This is a genomic window from Acinetobacter sp. Lyrl_1 (assembly GCF_051948795.1).
Lineage (GTDB): Bacteria > Pseudomonadota > Gammaproteobacteria > Pseudomonadales > Moraxellaceae > Acinetobacter > Acinetobacter towneri.
Genome location: NZ_JAYJLK010000045.1, coordinates 1 through 17,649, shown reverse-complemented (window position 1 = coordinate 17,649; position 17,649 = coordinate 1). Strand labels below are relative to the sequence as shown.

The window sequence follows — 17,649 nt, the reverse complement described above, 5'->3', positions numbered from 1 at the left end:
CGTACTGATGCAGTAGAAATTCGTACTGACGCTTTAGAAGAGGCTGATAAACTTAATGTGAAATATTCAAAAGACTCGAATTATTCTCAAATTGAGTTAGCTGGCAATACGGGTACCGTTCTTTCAAATGTTGCAGATGGTGAAGTTTCTGAAACTAGTTCTCAAGCTGTTAATGGCTCACAACTTTATTTGGCAAAACAAGAAGTTTTAGCTCAAGCAAATGAAAAATTTAATATTGTAAATAATCGTGTCGACGAACTTAATGAGCGTGTGAATAAATTCGATAAAGACGCGAAAGCAGGTATTGCTTCTGCAATCGCAATTGCTTCATTACCACAACCAACTGAAAAAGGTTATTCAATGCTGTCATTGGGTACAGGTGCATGGGATGGGGAAACAAGTTTAGCTATTGGTGCTTCAGGTGTAACTCAAGATAAAAAACTTTTTAATACACAAGTAAACTATGTTTGGAAATTCGCAAGCACAACTAATTCTCGTAGTAGTTGGGGGGGAGGGGCATCAGTAGGTGTACAGTGGAAGTAAACTGTAAATTGAGCCTGTAAATTTTATTGTTTTTTAATCAGAATTTTAACCTGATAAAATCAATGGCTTATATATTTATGCAACGAGGCCGTTTTTAAATAAAAGTTTCTCTTTTACCGAAGTATCCCCATGCTTCGGTTTTTTTATTTTATATTGGGCGAGGATCAGTGGATTTTTCATCTAATAAGCAAAATAATATAAACTAATCCTTTGTATTAGTTCTTGCCAATAATTTTGTTTAAAAAGTAGTCAATTTTTCGGTTTTTCCAATGTTCTCAACTTCCCAGGATCTAAAATTATCCCCATTTCCTGCGGATAAACCTGGGACAGTTTTTAGCCGGTCTTGTACGCATTTGCTTACGTCAATTACGGCCCTTTGCGCCTGTACGACCTGGCTGCAATTTCCTATGATGGATTCATCAGGAACAGGAAGTTCCACACAATAATAAGAACATAGATACGCACAAGGACTGTAAGGTACGACAGGAGTTATACCTAAACACCCAATACGAAAAAGCCCGACAGGATGTCGGGCTTTTTTATTGCCTATCATTTCTCATTTGCAAAACAAGCATAATGCCCCTAAAATATAGACTATAATCTATATTTTGGTTGTGGTATGTGGACAGTCATTACGACAGATCTATTTAATCAGTGGCTTGAACAGCAAGACGAATCAACACAAGAGAAGGTTCTGGCTGCCCTGGTTGTTCTACAGCAGCAAGGACCAAGTTTAGGCCGCCCTTTAGTAGATACCGTCTATGACTCTAAATTTACCAACATGAAAGAGCTTCGTGTTCAACATCGAGGTAAACCACTGAGAGCCTTTTTCGCATTTGATCCATTACGGCAAGCCATTGTGCTGTGCATTGCTGATAAAGGCGGAAAAAAGCGATTTTATAAAGAGATGCTGGATATTGCAGATGAGCAATACGAACTTCATCTCTCAACCCTAGGAGATCAATCTAATGGCTAAAACCTTACAGGAATTATTGGCTAGTCGCTCTCCAGAGAGCCAAGCTCGTATTCAACAAATGGCTGATGAACTACTTTTAAAAACTCAGCTTCACCTTATTCGAGAAGAATTAGAGATTTCCCAAAAAGAATTGGCTGAAACTCTTGGGATCAAACAACCATCACTTTCAGCAATCGAAAACCGTGGCAATGACCTTAAGATTTCAACCATGAAAAAGTATGTTGAAGCGATGGGTGGAAAGCTCCGTATTGATGTAGAGCTTCCAACAGGAAAACATATAGGATTCAATGTGTAACGATGAAAATGGGAGCTCTAGCTTCCATTTCACTTTAAGTATCGATTTCTTCTTGCATCTAAATTCATTTTCAAAAAATGACTTTTTTTACTTATAAAATCGCGTGATGAACTAATTTTTTCTCCATTTGTAATGAAATTTGTGAGCCTATAATGTTCTCTATGTCCTTTAATTGATTCTATAATGATATCTCCTGTTTTTGTCGTATAAACAGGAATTTCTAAATCGTATAGGGTTTGTTTTACAGAAGGTCTTGGGTGCTCATATTGATTTTGATAGTCACTTGTACAAATCGTTATTTTAGGTTTTACATGAGAGAAGAATTTTTTTGTATTTAAGGCACATTCTGATCCGTGGTGAGCCAATATCAAAACATCAACTTCTTGACATATAAACTTGCTACGCCTTAGAGATGATGCAATATCTTCCCTTTCAACATCACCTAAACTAAGAACATTAAAGGAACCTGTTCTAAACATTTTAACAGTAGAGTTATCATTTGATGACTCCGATAACCAAGTTGGATGATAAAAAATATTTTTATACCCTAATTTTTCTGAGTGGTCTAAACTTTTTATATATGGTGGGTCTACTTTAATTTTCCTTTTTTGAGAAGTCTGATAACTCATTATTAAATCTAAACATTCTTGACCATTATCAGAATGAGGTTCATATCCAGGATATTCTATTCTTGATGGTCTAAAATCAGATAATATTTCCTCTAAATCAGACTTTTTACAGTGATCTCTATCCCAACTTGTAATATGTAAAGTATCAATTCTAGTTTTATCGAAAGTATGCAATTCTTCTTCTAAACCAGGGCGACTCCATGGCCCTATTCGGGCCTCGATAAGCGTGAAATTTTCATTAGTAGCATATGACATTAAGCTACCAGTTTGCTTTAACTGATAGGCTCTAAATCGAGTTCGTTTAGGATCCATAATTCTCGTACATAAAACAATAAGTTAAACTTATTCGATGATTACAAACCCATTCTCATTTTACAAGCCTCGTAACCATGATCTAGAATCATATCGAACTCGTTTTCTGCTAATTTTTTTAAAGTCGTTGGGAATGACTGTGTAAAAATAGCATTTTTATTATCTTTCGGAATTTTTGATTCTTTTATATTTATATATAGTCCTTGTCCAAAATTATTTTTAGAAAAATTAATAAAAGAACGAATACGTAAAGCTCTAGATTGATCAGAAATTATATCGGTAATATGTTTTAGTCGCCAAGGACTCAATTTCTTAGAAAGAAAATTTTGTGCTAATGGTGCTCCTGCATCAGAAACAATAAGTACAGTTTCAGAACTAATTGACTCTTTTTTCTCTTGTTTTCCTGTATCAAAGAATGGTTCTAGACCAAGATTGTCATACACACCACCATCATATAGATGTATATGTGTATAGTTTAATACGATCTCGTTCTTCTCAGTTTCCCTCTTTCCCCAAGAGCTTTTATGCCATTTATAATCAGTCGTATTGACAACTAAAGGGCCTATCCCACCAGGAAAAGCAGCAGATACAGCCATAGCTTGAGCTAACGGAAACTTTTCAGTTTCTTCTGTATAACCTAGAGAATATTCTCCGAAATTTACCTTTTTAAATCTAAATCTCTTCCCTGTTTCTGCGGTAGTTGCATTGATATGCCATACAGGATGATCAGGAATTTCAGACAATTTACAATTGATTCCCCATTCGCTATACAAGGTATTTGCCAATAAATTTGATCTAGATAATAAAAATTTAAAGTTTTTAGGATTTTTGAGCTGCCTTATCATTCCCATCATTAGACTTTTAGAGCATAATTTCCCCCTAAGATCAGGTATCGTATTTGTCAAAAATATCTTAGATGTTGGCCAAATCATTTCATTACTTTTGAAAATAAGACCTAATATTAAACTACCACCAGAAACCGTTGAAATATGCTGTATATTTTCCAATCTATTTTTTTCAGCCAAATATTTTAATACTCCTAAATGAAAAATCATTGCTCGAATTCCACCTCCAGATAATGCTAATGCTAGTGGAAGATCATAGTTACTAATTATTTGATTATCAGAAGAAGCTAAACTCATAGATAAAATTCACTTGAAATAACTTATTTATATTTCAGATTGTAACTTTAAAAAAATATTATTAGCTATTCATCCTAATCTAAACTTTTGTATTTAACATAAAATCTCTTATGTGAAGCAACCTGTGTAACTCCAAAATAGAAATGTCCGGTTTCTCCAAAGTAAAAATGTCCGCTTTTAGAATATGCGCTTTTGCGATTATCGAAGCGGACGGTTTGATATGTTGGTGTCTATGTCGGATAAAGAACTTAAACGATTGTCGGTCTTGCAGGAAATCTGCGATCAACGTATAACTCAATCCCAGGCTGCTCAGCTACTTCATATTTCAGAACGTCAGATCAGGCGTTTACTGCAAAAATACAAAGCTCAAGGCCCAGCTGCATTAGCCCATGCCGGTCGTGGTCAAACCAGCAATTCCAGGCTTCCTGAAGAACTCAGGCTCAAGTGCCTCAATATGGTTGCTGAGCAATTCCATGGTTTCGGACCCACTTTAGCGCATGAAAAGCTGACTACCATTCATGGATTCGATATTTCAGTGGAAACCCTGCGTTCCTGGATGATTGCAGCCGATTTATGGATTCCTCGCTCCAAACGCCTGAAACGCCCATATCAGCCTCGTTATAACCGGGACTGTTATGGTGAACTGATCCAAATTGATGGCTCACATCATGACTGGTTTGAAGGAAGAGCCCCTAAATGCTGTCTATTGGTGTTTATCGATGACGCCACAGGAAAATTGCAGCACTTACGCTTCTGTGAGTCAGAATCAGCCTTTGACTATATGATTTCAACACGTTTGTATGTTGAGCAGCATGGTAAGCCTTTAGCCTTCTACAGCGATAAACATTCAGTCTTCAGGGTGAATCAAAGCAGCAAGAAAGACACCAAGATTACGCAATTTGGGCGCGTACTCAGCACCCTGAATATCGATATTATCTTCGCTAATTCACCACAGGCCAAAGGCCGTGTAGAACGAGCCAATAGAACGCTTCAGGACCGTCTGATCAAAGAAATGCGCCTGGAAGGCATCTGTTCGATTGAACAAGCGAATGCCTGGCTACCCTGCTTCATTGAGCAATTCAATCAGAAGTTTGCCAAGATGGCCTTTAATCCCAAGGATCTACACCGGACTGTCACTGAAACAGCCGAAGAATTAGATGATATTTTTACCTGGCGTGAACCCCGCAGAGTCACGAATAGCCTGACGATTACTTATGATAAATGCGTATATCTCCTGGAAAACACGGAAGAAAACCAAAGATTGATTAGTAAGTATCTTGAGTTCCTGGAATACCCGGATGGTACAGTCGCGATTGAATATCAGGGAAGAAAAATCAATTACAGCATCTTCGATAAATTAAGTCAGCTTAACCAGCGAGAGATTGCTGAGAATAAACGTTTAGGTGCAGTTCTCAATCATATTCAACAACAGCATGAAGAATTGGAACAGCAAAACAAACGTAATCGTTCTCAATCTATGCCAAGCAGACGTGCACAGAAGACAGTAATCAAAGAACGAAATCTGAATCCTGTGCTTGACTTGGAAATGTCTGTATAGGACATTTCTATTTGGTTTTAAGGTAGGACATTTCTACTTAGGAATAACAAACCTGAATGCAGCGGATCCCCATTGGGGCGCGTTGAGATAAGCCTCTTTTAGATAACTTTAGCAACTCGATAAACAGTTGCAACTCCACAATTCACTGCTTTGGCAATTTCTTCCTTAGTCATATTGCCAACTGCTAGCAATTCTTTTATCCGTTTGTGCTTAGCCTCATTTGCCTTCTTGCCTGTTGGTTTATAACCCGAACGTGTCAGGCCCTGCTTAATACGTTCTATACGTTTCTCATTGTCCAGACGAGCCATCGTTGCCAAAAGATCAATCAACATATTATTGATGAGTTCCAGGATTGAATGAGTAATGCTGTCACTGGTTTGAATCATTTGGTAGGTAGTAGGAAGATCTGCTACGACTAAACGAAGTCCCTTCTCCTGAATCCTGCGCTTCAACTCTTGAAAATCCTGTTGGGTTAGGCGTGATAATCGATCAATACTTTCAACCAACAAGGTGTCACCTTGATTTGCTTCTGACAGTAGCTTATTCAATTCAGGTCGATCTAACTTCATACCACTATAGTTTTCCACGTATACAATGGTTTCGCCCAAATTCAAGTTTTGGTTTAGATCCTGAAGAATCTGCAAAGCCCTTTCTGCATCTTGATCTTTAGTTGAAGCTCGTAGATAAATACGTGTATTCATTTTTATCATTTAATCTTAACTCTATTAGATTAATGATAACACTATCATTTAATTGTTGCACTAAGTCTAATGATAGAGATTGTATGCGATTTGGCTCGCTATCATTCAGCTATACTCTTTTGATAAAAAAAGCATGACTAAAAGCCATGCCTTGGGAATTCGTATAACGCCTATTATGTTAATTTTAGAGAAACTCAATAATAAAACTATTTCTTTTTAGTTTTTATCTCACTAATTAATATTCCTAAAATGACACAAAGCCCACCAATAAGAGCTAAAAAGGGTAAACGCTCTCCTGCCAGCCTTCCGAATATTGCTGCCCAAACAGGCTCACCTGAATAGATAATAGCGGCCCTAGAAGGATCTACAGTACGTTGTGCCCAATTCATAGCAAATTGAATGAGTGTGCTGGCAAATCCCAGACTTAATGTAACTACTACGAGTTGCCATGAAATATTAGGAATTTCCGTTTCTCCTGCGAAAGGCATGATAAAAAAACAGAAAATAGACGCTACTACTAATTGGATGATAGTGACATTCTTTAAATCGACTCTACCTGCAAACTTACTGATCAAAATGATTTCAAGGGCTATTCCCAGCGCACTCAAAAGAGTAAAAATTTGTCCTAAATTAAAGTTAACGCCCCTAAAATCATTCCCTGTTAGAAGTATCAAACCAATAAAGGAAAAAAATATTCCAATCCAAATAAAGATATTTGGAAGCTTCCGATAAAAAATCCAGATTAATATTGGTACAAGAGGAATATATAGTGCTGTTAAAAATGCAGACTCACTACTTGTTATCGTCTTTAAACCTATAGTTTGAAGTCCGTATGAAAGTGCTAGTACGGCACCTATCGAAATACCCGCAATAACATCATCTTTACTTATCTTTTTTAGATACTTAAACGTAAAAATAAGCAAAATCATAGCAGCAACCAGAAATCGGCAACCAACAAAGAAAATAGGAGTCGTGTAATTAAGGACATAGTGAACAGCTAAAAAGGTTCCTCCCCAAATCATAGTTATAAATACAAGTACGATCTCAGGAGGTAATCTTTCTTTTAAGACATGAATTAAGGACATTACAAAATCTAAAGTGAAATATACTGCACTATTATTGCATCCATCTTGTTTATAGTGCAATATATTGCACATTAAACTTGTGAATACTCAGAATGAACACTGTCCTTGAATTTTTAGGAAAAAATATTCGTTTTTTTCGAGAGAAAATAGAACTGACTCAACAAGAGCTTGCTGATCGTTCAGGGGTAAGCAGACGTACAATAATTGCTTTAGAAGCAGATCAAATAAATATTAGTTTGGCTAAATTAGATGCTATAGCAAATGCCCTAAATATTAGTTTTAGTACTTTAGTTAGTCCGCTAGATTCAAAAATTCAACACTCTTGTACAAATATCTTAGCTTGGAAAGGCAATCATACAGAAAGCTATGCAAATTTACTGGGTACAGTGGATAACGGTACACAGACAGAAATGTGGATATGGTCACTAGCAGCTGGCGATTCTTATATAGCTGAACCTGATCCAGAAGGCTGGAAAGAAATGCTCTATATCATCCATGGAGAGTTAACACTTGAAATTGAAGGTCAATTTAAGATTCTAGGCCCTGAAGATTCGTTTATTTTTTCCAGCTCTACTTTGTACTCATATCATAATAAAAGTGATGAACAGGTAAAATTTGTGAGAAATGTTATTCATTAGCAGATCATTCAACATAATGGTTATTATACGAAATGAAAAAGCCTAGACACTGGTCTAGGCTTTAAACTTTAAAAAATACATAAAAATCAGTGTTATAAACTCAGTTTTATAGCTTCGTATAACGTGCATTATGTTAATTTTAAAAAAAATTAAAGATAAGGTTTAATAATTTCATAAATTGATGTTCCAATATTATCTTTGAGTTCCTTAGGATCTGTCGATATTTGTGAATCAATAATATTTTTTGGTAAATCTTCAAATTTAGAGACAATATACTTTGCGTCATAATTACTTTTGCTAGTATATCTTTTAGAAACTTTTTTCAACTCATTATCCAAAGCATGAGGCATATACTTTACTCTTGATTTTGGTCTAATTCTTTTATTCTCAAAAGCCAAATCTCTATCTAAATGATTGATATCATTCAAATGTAATAAAAGGAAAATTTCAAAACAAGGATTTGATATGCCAAGGCTGTACCCATTCTTTTCAGAAATTTCTAAGACTTCATCATACTGATACTCTTTAAAGCTTTGCTTATCCCTATCAATAATTATTAGAATTTTATCAATTCCATGCTCAAATCCTTTTAATTCAACTATGGCATTTAACATTTCTAATGGCTTATCTTTAACCAATGCTAAGTTACCAAATAAAATTTGATAATTTTCATCACCAATCAATTGATGTATAAGATCAAGCTTTTCTTGAAGTCCTTCTAATGTCGATTCTGTTTCTGTAAGAATTTCTTCTTTGATAACACCTATTTGGTGGATCACGTCCTCATTTAAATTAGTAGTTAATTTAAAATATGTATCAATCGATTTAACTACAATTAGCTGATGAGACTTTGTACCATCTTCCCTATCTAGAAAAACTATTTCACCTAAAATTTTATCAACAAATGCATTCTTAAATTCACGGATATAAAGCCCTTCAGTTTCAGCCCCTTCCACAACAAAAAATAGTTTAGGTTTCGGCGCTTTCGGCTCTTCTACATCCCTAGCTTGGCTAGGAGCTTTATTTGTAAGTCTAAATCCCACAGTTTTCTCATTTAATTATTAAAAAACTTGAACTTAGGAATACTACCATAACGACCATCTAAATATGCTGTCATAATGTCCTTATCAAACCGAGTTTTAAACTCTTCTAATGAGTATATTTTACTTTCTCCAATATCATTTTTTTCTACAAACCAAATTTCATCTCGTCTCATAATATTCAAATCTAAAATTCGATCTTCATGAGTAGAAACAATCAGCTGTGATTTGTTCTCTATTGAAAGATATTTTTTAACAAAATTAAATGTAAGATTTGGATGTAAACTGCGATCTAACTCATCAACAACGAATATTTTTTCATTTTTATTTTTAATAATATCGTAAAGTTCCAGCAATCTTACAGTACCGTCAGATTCCTCACCTAAAGTATAATATTCACCATCCATATAATGGCAAAACTTAATAACTCTAAAGTTAATATCACCATCAATGTTAACTTTTATAGAATATAAGTTATTCTCAGTTCGCATCATTGCTGAGAATTCTCTAATATTTTTATCTATTTTTTCAATTTTCTGTATATTATCTTGAAGATATTGAAGTTTTTCATCCACATCCTCTTTTACGAAATCAATAAATTTTGGATCTTCAACTTTGTATATTTCATCGAGTTGAATATCTTCTACATGTATACCTGTAATTCCTGTACCAAAATCTTTTAAAAAATTTTCAATAGATTCATCACTTTCTTCTAAATAAGTTAGGCTACGATCTGCCGCTTGCGTAGGAGATATAACTTCAAGTTTTCTCTCAAACCAGAAGAATACTTTATTAAAAATAAATGCTTTACTATCTTTAGAAAAATCACTTTTCGTATCATTCAAGAAATGTAGGAATAAACTTTCATCATGTTTTTTTAACTCTTTAAAATCTTCTACATAAGTAAGCAGCCTAGCTCTATCTCTAGCACTATTAGTTAAATTATCAATATCAATTTCTAATTTTTTAGTTTCATATTCCATCGTGAATAAAGGAAATTCTTCTTCTCCTTTAATTTCATACATCCATTCTTTTTTCAGTTCTCCTTTGGATAACAAAATAGAAAAACCATAGGAATAAATTACTTTATTAATAATAATTTCATATTCAAAACTGGATTCTAAATCTTTATTGATAATATTAGTTCTACAATAAGATTTTTTATGAACAATATTTAATTCATTTTCAGTAATACACTGCTTTGAAAATTTAATTGCTTTGATAATATTAGATTTTCCAGCACCGTTCGCACCATAGATAGTAGAGAATTTTAGAAGATCTAAAACTGGCGTAGTGTAGACATGATTAGGATGCTGTCTAGTTTTTCCTTTTACTAAAGATAAAGTATTCAACTCGGCAAAAGAAAGAAAATTTAGGACTCGAAAATTAGCTAACATATCTGTATGTGATTTTTTCACTTATAATAGGTAAGAATCTAAACTATTCTATATAAAAAGCAATTTTTTTTAATCTAAAAGTGACCAAATCACCTATTTAACATAAAATCTCTTATGCGAAGCCTAGGTATATAGTCAAAGCACTGTAGACGAACAACTTGTTCGTTTGAACAAAATCCCACAGACGAACAACTTGTTCGTTTGAACAAAATCCCGCAGACGAACAATTTGTTCGTTTGAACAAAATCCCGCAGACGAACAATTTGTTCGTTTGAACAAAATCCCGCAGACGAACAATTTGTTCGTTTGAACAAAATCTCCCAGGCGAACAACTTGTTCGTTTGAACAAAATCCCACAGACGAACAACTTGTTCATTTGAACAAAATCCCGCAGACGAACAATTTGTTCGTTTGAACAAAATCCCGCAGACGAACAATTTGTTCGTTTGAACAAAATCTCCCAGGCGAACAACTTGTTCATTTGAACAAAATCCTACAGACGAATAAGTGCTTAATACTTTAAATATTTAATCTTTCTTAGTATTCCCTTAACTTTTACATCTACCTCAGACAATACCTCATTCTTACTCTGAGGTTTGTCCATTGCTCGGTTTAAATCCATCAGCTTTTTAATTAGCTCTGAACGTACCCATTTTTCCAGCTCGTCCTCAGCATTGATATCCTTAACATCAACTTGCTCCACTACAGCATTTTCTAAGGTCCTTGAAAAATCCTCGACCCTTTGAAGTAGCTCATCAAAACTCTTGATTTCAAAATTTATCCGAGTACTGTAAAAAGCTTCTTTCTTCAATTGATCTAAGTGAAAAGCCTCTTGAATAGGGAAAGTCCTCTTCCCTTGATTAGCCTTAGCATGATTTTTTTTGCGACTTTTTAAAGATTGCCTGTTATAACGTTTTTCGAGTGCCAGACAAATTTCCCCTAAGTCTGCCAAAGTTCCCCGAAATCCCGGTATTGTCCGGATTGCCCCGGCACCTTCTTGAATCGCTTGCCGTAATTCAGCATCATTGAGCCAGGTGGTTAATTGAGATTTTGTTGGGCTGGCTTTGTTAGTAGCTTCGTAAGCCTTTCGTTTAGCTATTTTCTTTTGAGCTAATTTTTTCTGAACCCCTTTGATACATACATTCTGAATGTAATTTTTATATTGAGATGTCATATGCCAAGTCCATGCAGCTGACTTAATTTCCCTTACTGGATCTCCATTTTTTTGCTTCAATTCCTCCATTTTTTTTATCTCAGATAACCTTTTAGGCGAACGGTCAGAAAGGCGTAAAACGACTTTAGGCATGCCATTTTTGGCATAAAAAATGATTCGCTCATCACGGTGATGTAAACAGTAGAAATGATCTCGAGCTGAGGTGCCATCGAGTTCCTTAAAGCTACTTCTGATTATTTTTCGTTGAAAATCCATGACGACTGAGAAGCGTTCTGCAGGACTCATTCTTTTTAACTGAGCTTCAGTTAATTCAAGCTTGTCTAGAAGATCAGACAGTACCGATTGTTTCTCACGGATTTTTTTTGGAAGAGTGATCAAAATAAAGATATAACACTCTTTTTTACTGTAAAGCTGCTGGTTGAGTTGAACAACCATATGCCCACTACATAACCCTTTTTCGTCATGCAACTTGCCTCTCTGCGAACCATTTAAATCCACAGAAAACTTATGCATAAGTTTGGGAATAGTATCCGGAGCTTTGCTCAAATCAACGATTATTTTTTTATAGTAGCTGGCTTTCCCCAAGTAAACGACACGATGTAGAGCTGACATGGTTAAAGCGTCAGAAGTCGTGAAAAAGTACATAAAAACTTATCCTTTTGTCATAAAAAAGATAAGGCGTAGTAGCTATTCCATAGTACAACATAGACAAAATATATCAACTCTTCCAGACGTCAATTTTTTTACTTTTTCACTTAATATACAAATACTTATAAAAATTTATTTTACAATAACTTAGTAAAACCCGAAGGGTTTTTAGCCCCCTGAAAGGGGGCTTGGGGGGACAATTTTTTGTAGTTAAGTTGCTCCTTGAGATTAACGGAAAAACATTGTCCCCCCCATTTCAGCAGTGGATTTCGAATGGTATAAAACCATTACTACGATATTTTCCCTGACAGGAAAATGAAATTTGCAGACTTGCAAAGATGGCGTAGGTCAGACCCAATAACTAGGGACTGACCATCCTTAGTTTTGATTTACAGAACAAGCTAAGGACTGACCATCCTTGCTTATCAATGGAACTGGAATTGCTATCCAGTTCACTTCGTGGCGTAAAGCTCTATGCAGGGGAAATCCTTGCTGGTAGGGCTATGCAGGAGGCTTGTTGGTGTCAGCATGAGTATCCTTCAGGAAATTCATGTGTCAGCCAGCTTTCTATCCGATCCAACATAAATTGGCGATGCCAATTTATTCCACCTACCCATACATTTTCGCTCGGTAGGCGGTTATTGGGCGACACTGAAAAACTGTTGATGACACTGAGTCTGAAGACCTGATTCATTAGCAGCCGTTTTAAAGTAGCTGAGTACATTGGCATGATGCCGGTACGTTAACAAGCCAAATTGATGTAACCCATTTTTTGGGAATGAGGTCTAGTAAGCCTTCATCTGTTTGCCCGCTCGGGGAGATCACAGATTGAAACTGCCAAGCAGGGGATTCTGTGGAGTTGGAAACATTTTCATTAGATGTTTTCCATTCGTGGGCTGTGGTAACACAGCCTTCGTCGAATAGCTCAACCGATTAGCGCCTATAGAGAGGTGCGTGGGATGGTTATAAAAGGGTGTAAAAACCTGATTGGTCTAGTCACCAAATCTAATCTTTTTAAGTGTGTTTTCGGAGCGACGACATATCGAAGGCAGGATGCCAAAACAATGAAGATTAGAGTCGAGTGAAAGGTCTAGTAACCCCATAACATTTTGATGTTATGCGAACTTTAAAACTAAAGTGGGAAACTCGGGAGTAGGTGTTTTTTGGTAGCTCTTAAAACAGATCCATCATCATCGAAAGATGTGATGGCTACTAAGGTAATAAAACTTCTAAAGGCCCTCATTTGGCTGATAGAAACGAAAAATCCTGAACCCGATGGGAGATCGTGAGAGTAGGCGTATTTCCAGGAAATACATTAACCATTCAAGTCTGTATAAAAATAGGCGAGCATGGAGACGAAAACACGAACGTATGCGAGTTTGATAATGTTCTGTAAATTGGAATTGTTTGAGTTACGCAGGTGGCGTAAGTCATTTCTGAGTTTGGTCACTCAGAAACAGAGGTGGGAACTTCAAACAATTCCGAAAAGGTCACCAGTTTGATTGTTTACTTGAAAACAATCTGATTCAGGAGTCTGTCCTGAAACGCTGGAATCGTTTCTTCCCGTAATCTTTGTAGCGTTACAGCAAAGGCAGTGTATGAACCTACTGGAATAAAGGCTCATTCTATTTTTTACAAAATTTAGTGTGGATGCTTTCAATAGCTCGGTCAAAGCTCTTTGAAAACAAGAAGCTCAAATGAAGTAAAAACCAGTTTTTTTGATCTGGTAAAAATCAAAATAGGTGCTAATCCGATAATTACACGCACTCCTCAGCGCGAGAGGATATGTTCATGAATCTTGAAATGAGATCTTTTTAAGATCTTAGATACCTAAAGATTAACTTTAAAAAGCTTCTGAATCTTTTGGGGTTTCCCAAATAGATTTTATAACTTCCTGGGACTGATACATTGTGTCAGTCCCATCCTCTATTCATTTGAAAAATAAATATCATTCCCTTTTGCCCTGGCTAATCCTACCCCCTTCTATTTTGCTCTCATTTGCGTTTTAAGCCCGATTTTCAAAGAAAGGTATAGAACGAGTGTCTACGAGTGAAATGATTGAAATTCGCGCCTAGACTCTCTGAGAAACAGCTTTTTAGGCTAATTAGCCTAAGAAAGCGTAAATCACATGCAAAAATTTGGATTTAGACCGAGCGAAGCGAGCAAAAAAGTACTATGAGCGTAGCGAATTCCGAGTTGTTTTTGCTTTTTCTAAAAGTCACGAAAACATTAACCCAAAAATTGCCCCTCGAATCGAGCGTAAGCGAGATTCAATAGAGTTTGAGCGAAGCGAAAACCAAGGGCAATTTTCTTTCATAAATTTGGCTTTTAATTATTTTTAATCTTTTGAATACTTTTAAGTAAGCTACAACCCTTTATTCATAATGGTTTCAGAGTTAATAAAACTAGGTTTATCGACCCATAAAACTAGGTTTATCGACCCATAAAACTAGGTTTATCGACCCATAAAACTAGGTTTATCGACCTTAAAGCTAGGTTTATCGACCTTAAATTAAGTTGATTTACAATTCAATTAAAATAGTCTATTGTACGACCTAGTTTAATTATAAATTTATTATTAGAAATGAGTGAATTAATCGTAAAGGATAATGCTTTAATTCAAGCCAGCTATACCTTAGATACAGTTGAACAAAGACTGATCCTATTAGCCATTGCTGAAGCTCGAGAAACAGGACATGGGATAACTGAAAATAGTCTTTTAGAAGTACATGCAAGTAGTTATATAAATACCTTTAATGTCGAGAAACACACTGCCTATACCGTACTTCGAGATGCATCTAAAAGCTTATTTGATCGCTATGTGACATACCATGACATTAATCCTAAGACAGGTAAGGACCGTAGCTTTCACTGTCGTTGGGTTGATAAAATTGGATATGAGCCACAATCTGGAATCGTTTTCCTACGATTTACACAAGACATTGTTCCCCTCATAACGCGACTGGAAGAAAACTTCACTAAATATGAATTACAGCAAGTTTCCAGGTTAACTAGCTCTTATGCTATTCGGTTATACGAACTATTAATTCAATGGAGATCTGCGGGCAAAACGCCAATTTTTGATCTAGCTATCTTCAGACAACAACTTGGTGTCGAAGCTCATCAATACAAAACAATGAGTAACTTTAAAACATATGTTTTAGATTTTGCCCTTAAGCAAGTAAATGAATTAACCGATATAACAGCTAAATATGAGCAACATAAAAAGGGGCGTTCAATTTCAGGTTTTTCTTTCAGCTTTAAGCAGAAGAAAACCGGCTCAGACAAAGTAATTAAAGGAGCAGATACGTTAAACACCTTCTCCAAAATGAGTGATAAACAACGCCATCTCTTTGCCAATAAACTTTCTGAATTACCTGAAATGGGGCGATATTCAGAAGGCACCGAGAGCTACCAGCAATTTGCTATACGCATTGCAGAAATGCTCCAAGATTCAAAAAAATTCCAAGAATTATTCCCTTATCTTCAAAAAGTTGGCTACCAATCTGCTTAAAATTCATACTTGATCATTTGTCTATTAGGCAGTCTAATAGACAACAACTTTTGACAGGTTTAGGCATAGAGTTACAGCATGAAAAGCCTTACAGTTCTTGAGCTTTCTAAGCTTTACAATATCAATAGACAAACGATTTACAACAACATAAAGAAAGGAATTTTAAGTAAAAATTCTGATAATAAAATTGATCTAGCCGAGGCTATCCGTGTTTTTGGTGAACCCTCAAAAAAACTAGATGTAAAAGAGTCTGTAAAAATAGACAGTCCAAATTCGGCAGAAGTTTTACTACTTAGGCAACAGATAGACATGCTGAAAAATCAGCTTTTGGATGCCAAAGACCGGGAATCCTTTTATCAAAACCAGATTGAAACGATGCAGCGCTTATTGGAAGCCCCAAAAACCAATATGACTACGTTTACCGATCAAGAACAGGTGCAAGCGAATGCAGCTCAAGTACAGCCAGAACCGAGCACCGATGATACGAAACATGACGGATTGACTACTACCGAACCTAAACGGATTCCAATCCCTGAATATGTGGAACCTGAACCTGAAAAAAGGGGCTTTTGGAGCCGTTTTTTTAGACCCTATGATTAACCATAATTGTTTAACTAATATGAACAAAGTCGTGAAACATTGGTCAAAGAATAGGCGTGGAACGTGAAAAATCATAAAAAAAACCCACCTTGGGGAAGATGGGCTATCAACTAGAAACTACAGCATTGATTTCTAAGTGGAATTATAACGCATTTCGTATAAGGTGTATTATGTTAATTTTAGAAAATCTTAAATTTTAATTACTTACAAGATTTGATATAATTGAGAATAATAATTAATGATTTTTATGTTCATCTGCTGCCACAGAGAATCTATAAATGATAGTGCGTAAGTCCTATATATATAAACTATTTTTCTTAGTTCTTTGTAATTGAAGAATTATGTGATTATTGATAAGTTATCTTGGTTATTTTTAATACTTTTGAGTTGTTATGTTTTTTTTTAATTCTAAATATAGTTCTAAGTTAGGGTATTTATCTTTAAGCTGTTTTCTATGGGGTGGGGAGGTTAGTGCTGCTCCTTACAATATTGTAGTCGGTAATGCAACTGGAAGTAATGCTATTGCAATTGGTGAAAATTCAAATTCGGATGGCGATTACACAATTTCAGTAGGTGATAATTCTAAAGCGATTAATATAGGATCAGTTGCCGTTGGTTATAATTCTGAAGCTACTGAGAAAAACTCAGCGGCAGTGGGAGGTAATGCGAAAGCACTAGGTGAGCAATCGATAGCATTAGGTAATTATGCAAAGTCTGAAGGATATCGTAGTACAGCAGTTGGTCCACATGCAAAGACAAACGGGGCAGGAACTGTAGCTATTGGTGCATTAAGTAGCGCGAACGAAAGTTATGCTGTTGCAATTGGTAATGGTGCAAAATCTGGGGCTTCTGCTGTCGCGATTGGTCTAAATACAAATGCTCATACAAGTTCTGTTGCTTTAGGTAATGGCACTAAAGCAGATGGTGCATTTGCTGTTGCATTGGGGGGGGGGGCTGAGGCTACCAAAACAGGTTCAATAGCACTTGGTGATAGGGCAGAAGCAACACATGCAGGGAGTATTGCACTAGGTCAAGGTGCTAAAGCTACAGGAACGAGTTTAAAAGATAAGGCTTATTTGGAAGAGAAAGGTGCTGTAGGTGTAAATAGTCAAGTAGTTGGTGAGCTAAATATTGGTAAAGAGACATTAGTTAAAGATAAAGATACTCAAGAAACTATTGCAGTTATACAGCAACGTCGTATTACAGGTGTAGCTGCTGGTGCGAATGACACTGATGCAGTAAATGTATCTCAATTAAGAGTTGTAAGTGATTTAGTAGATGCAGTGGAAATTCGTACTGACGCTTTAGAAACCCGTACTGATGCAGTGGAAATTCGTACTGACGCTTTAGAAACCCGTACTGATGCAGTAGAAATTCGTACTGACGCTTTAGAAACC

General features: G+C 35.9%; 14 protein-coding genes and 1 pseudogene. 8 read left to right on the top strand and 7 right to left on the bottom strand.

The window, feature by feature from the left end:
- The 3 genes from VF675_RS11835 to VF675_RS11825 form a co-directional block, all read left to right on the top strand.
- Positions 1–543: YadA-like family protein (locus tag VF675_RS11835; RefSeq protein WP_440205272.1), on the top strand; the 543-nt coding region annotated here is incomplete at its 5' end.
- Between the two features lie 619 nt (positions 544–1,162).
- Positions 1,163–1,519 (top strand): type II toxin-antitoxin system RelE/ParE family toxin, encoded by a 357-nt coding sequence (locus VF675_RS11830; RefSeq protein WP_440205271.1) that lies wholly within the window; start codon positions 1,163–1,165, stop codon positions 1,517–1,519.
- Entirely contained in the window at positions 1,512–1,814 is a 303-nt protein-coding gene (locus VF675_RS11825) for a helix-turn-helix domain-containing protein (protein WP_440205270.1), read from the top strand. The genes VF675_RS11830 and VF675_RS11825 overlap by 8 nt, the downstream gene beginning before the upstream one ends.
- 29 nt (positions 1,815–1,843) lie before the next feature.
- Here the strand turns inward: VF675_RS11825 and VF675_RS11820 are convergent, their stop codons facing one another.
- Positions 1,844–2,698 carry a ComEC/Rec2 family competence protein gene (locus VF675_RS11820; RefSeq protein ID WP_440205269.1) on the bottom strand — a complete coding sequence of 285 codons (855 nt, stop codon included), beginning with the start codon at positions 2,696–2,698 and terminating at the stop codon, positions 1,844–1,846.
- A gap of 98 nt (positions 2,699–2,796) precedes the next feature.
- Positions 2,797–3,897, bottom strand: a complete 1,101-nt coding sequence (locus VF675_RS11815) for a patatin-like phospholipase family protein (RefSeq protein WP_440205268.1) — start codon at positions 3,895–3,897, stop codon at positions 2,797–2,799.
- A gap of 232 nt (positions 3,898–4,129) precedes the next feature.
- Here VF675_RS11815 and VF675_RS11810 point away from each other — a divergent pair, with 232 nt between their 5' ends.
- A complete protein-coding gene (locus VF675_RS11810; RefSeq protein WP_440205267.1) occupies positions 4,130–5,455 on the top strand; it encodes an ISNCY family transposase in 1,326 nt (441 codons plus the stop codon).
- A 98-nt stretch (positions 5,456–5,553) separates the two neighbouring features.
- Here VF675_RS11810 and VF675_RS11805 read toward each other — a convergent pair whose 3' ends face one another.
- Both VF675_RS11805 and VF675_RS11800 read right to left on the bottom strand, forming a co-directional pair.
- Entirely contained in the window at positions 5,554–6,165 is a 612-nt protein-coding gene (locus VF675_RS11805) for a recombinase family protein (protein WP_286381513.1), read from the bottom strand.
- 197 nt (positions 6,166–6,362) lie between these two features.
- Positions 6,363–7,241 carry a DMT family transporter gene (locus VF675_RS11800; RefSeq protein WP_067732190.1) on the bottom strand — a complete coding sequence of 293 codons (879 nt, stop codon included), beginning with the start codon at positions 7,239–7,241 and terminating at the stop codon, positions 6,363–6,365.
- Positions 7,242–7,333: 92 nt separating this feature from the next.
- On the opposite strand from VF675_RS11800, the gene VF675_RS11795 reads away from it, so the two are divergent.
- Positions 7,334–7,879 carry a helix-turn-helix domain-containing protein gene (locus VF675_RS11795; RefSeq protein WP_005176794.1) on the top strand — a complete coding sequence of 182 codons (546 nt, stop codon included), beginning with the start codon at positions 7,334–7,336 and terminating at the stop codon, positions 7,877–7,879.
- Between the two features lie 149 nt (positions 7,880–8,028).
- On the opposite strand, the gene VF675_RS11790 is transcribed toward VF675_RS11795, so the two are convergent.
- The 3 genes from VF675_RS11790 to VF675_RS11780 all read right to left on the bottom strand — a co-directional run bounded on the left by VF675_RS11790 (position 8,029) and on the right by VF675_RS11780 (position 12,135).
- Positions 8,029–8,922: an RloB family protein gene (locus VF675_RS11790; RefSeq protein ID WP_180184040.1), complete on the bottom strand. Its 894-nt coding sequence runs from the start codon at positions 8,920–8,922 to the stop codon at positions 8,029–8,031.
- An 11-nt stretch (positions 8,923–8,933) separates the two neighbouring features.
- Positions 8,934–10,337, bottom strand: a complete 1,404-nt coding sequence (locus tag VF675_RS11785) for an AAA family ATPase (protein WP_218955507.1) — start codon at positions 10,335–10,337, stop codon at positions 8,934–8,936.
- 490 nt (positions 10,338–10,827) lie between these two features.
- Positions 10,828–12,135 (bottom strand): hypothetical protein, encoded by a 1,308-nt coding sequence (locus VF675_RS11780; protein WP_440205266.1) that lies wholly within the window; start codon positions 12,133–12,135, stop codon positions 10,828–10,830.
- Positions 12,136–14,722: 2,587 nt separating this feature from the next.
- Here VF675_RS11780 and repM point away from each other — a divergent pair.
- From repM to VF675_RS11765, 3 genes and pseudogenes are all read left to right on the top strand, one after another.
- Positions 14,723–15,652: a replication initiation protein RepM gene (gene repM, locus VF675_RS11775; protein WP_180169655.1), complete on the top strand. Its 930-nt coding sequence runs from the start codon at positions 14,723–14,725 to the stop codon at positions 15,650–15,652.
- A 78-nt stretch (positions 15,653–15,730) separates the two neighbouring features.
- Entirely contained in the window at positions 15,731–16,252 is a 522-nt protein-coding gene (locus tag VF675_RS11770; protein ID WP_440205265.1) for a plasmid replication DNA-binding protein, read from the top strand.
- Positions 16,253–16,644: 392 nt separating this feature from the next.
- A pseudogene (locus tag VF675_RS11765) lies at positions 16,645–17,649 on the top strand (hypothetical protein); the annotation flags it as partial.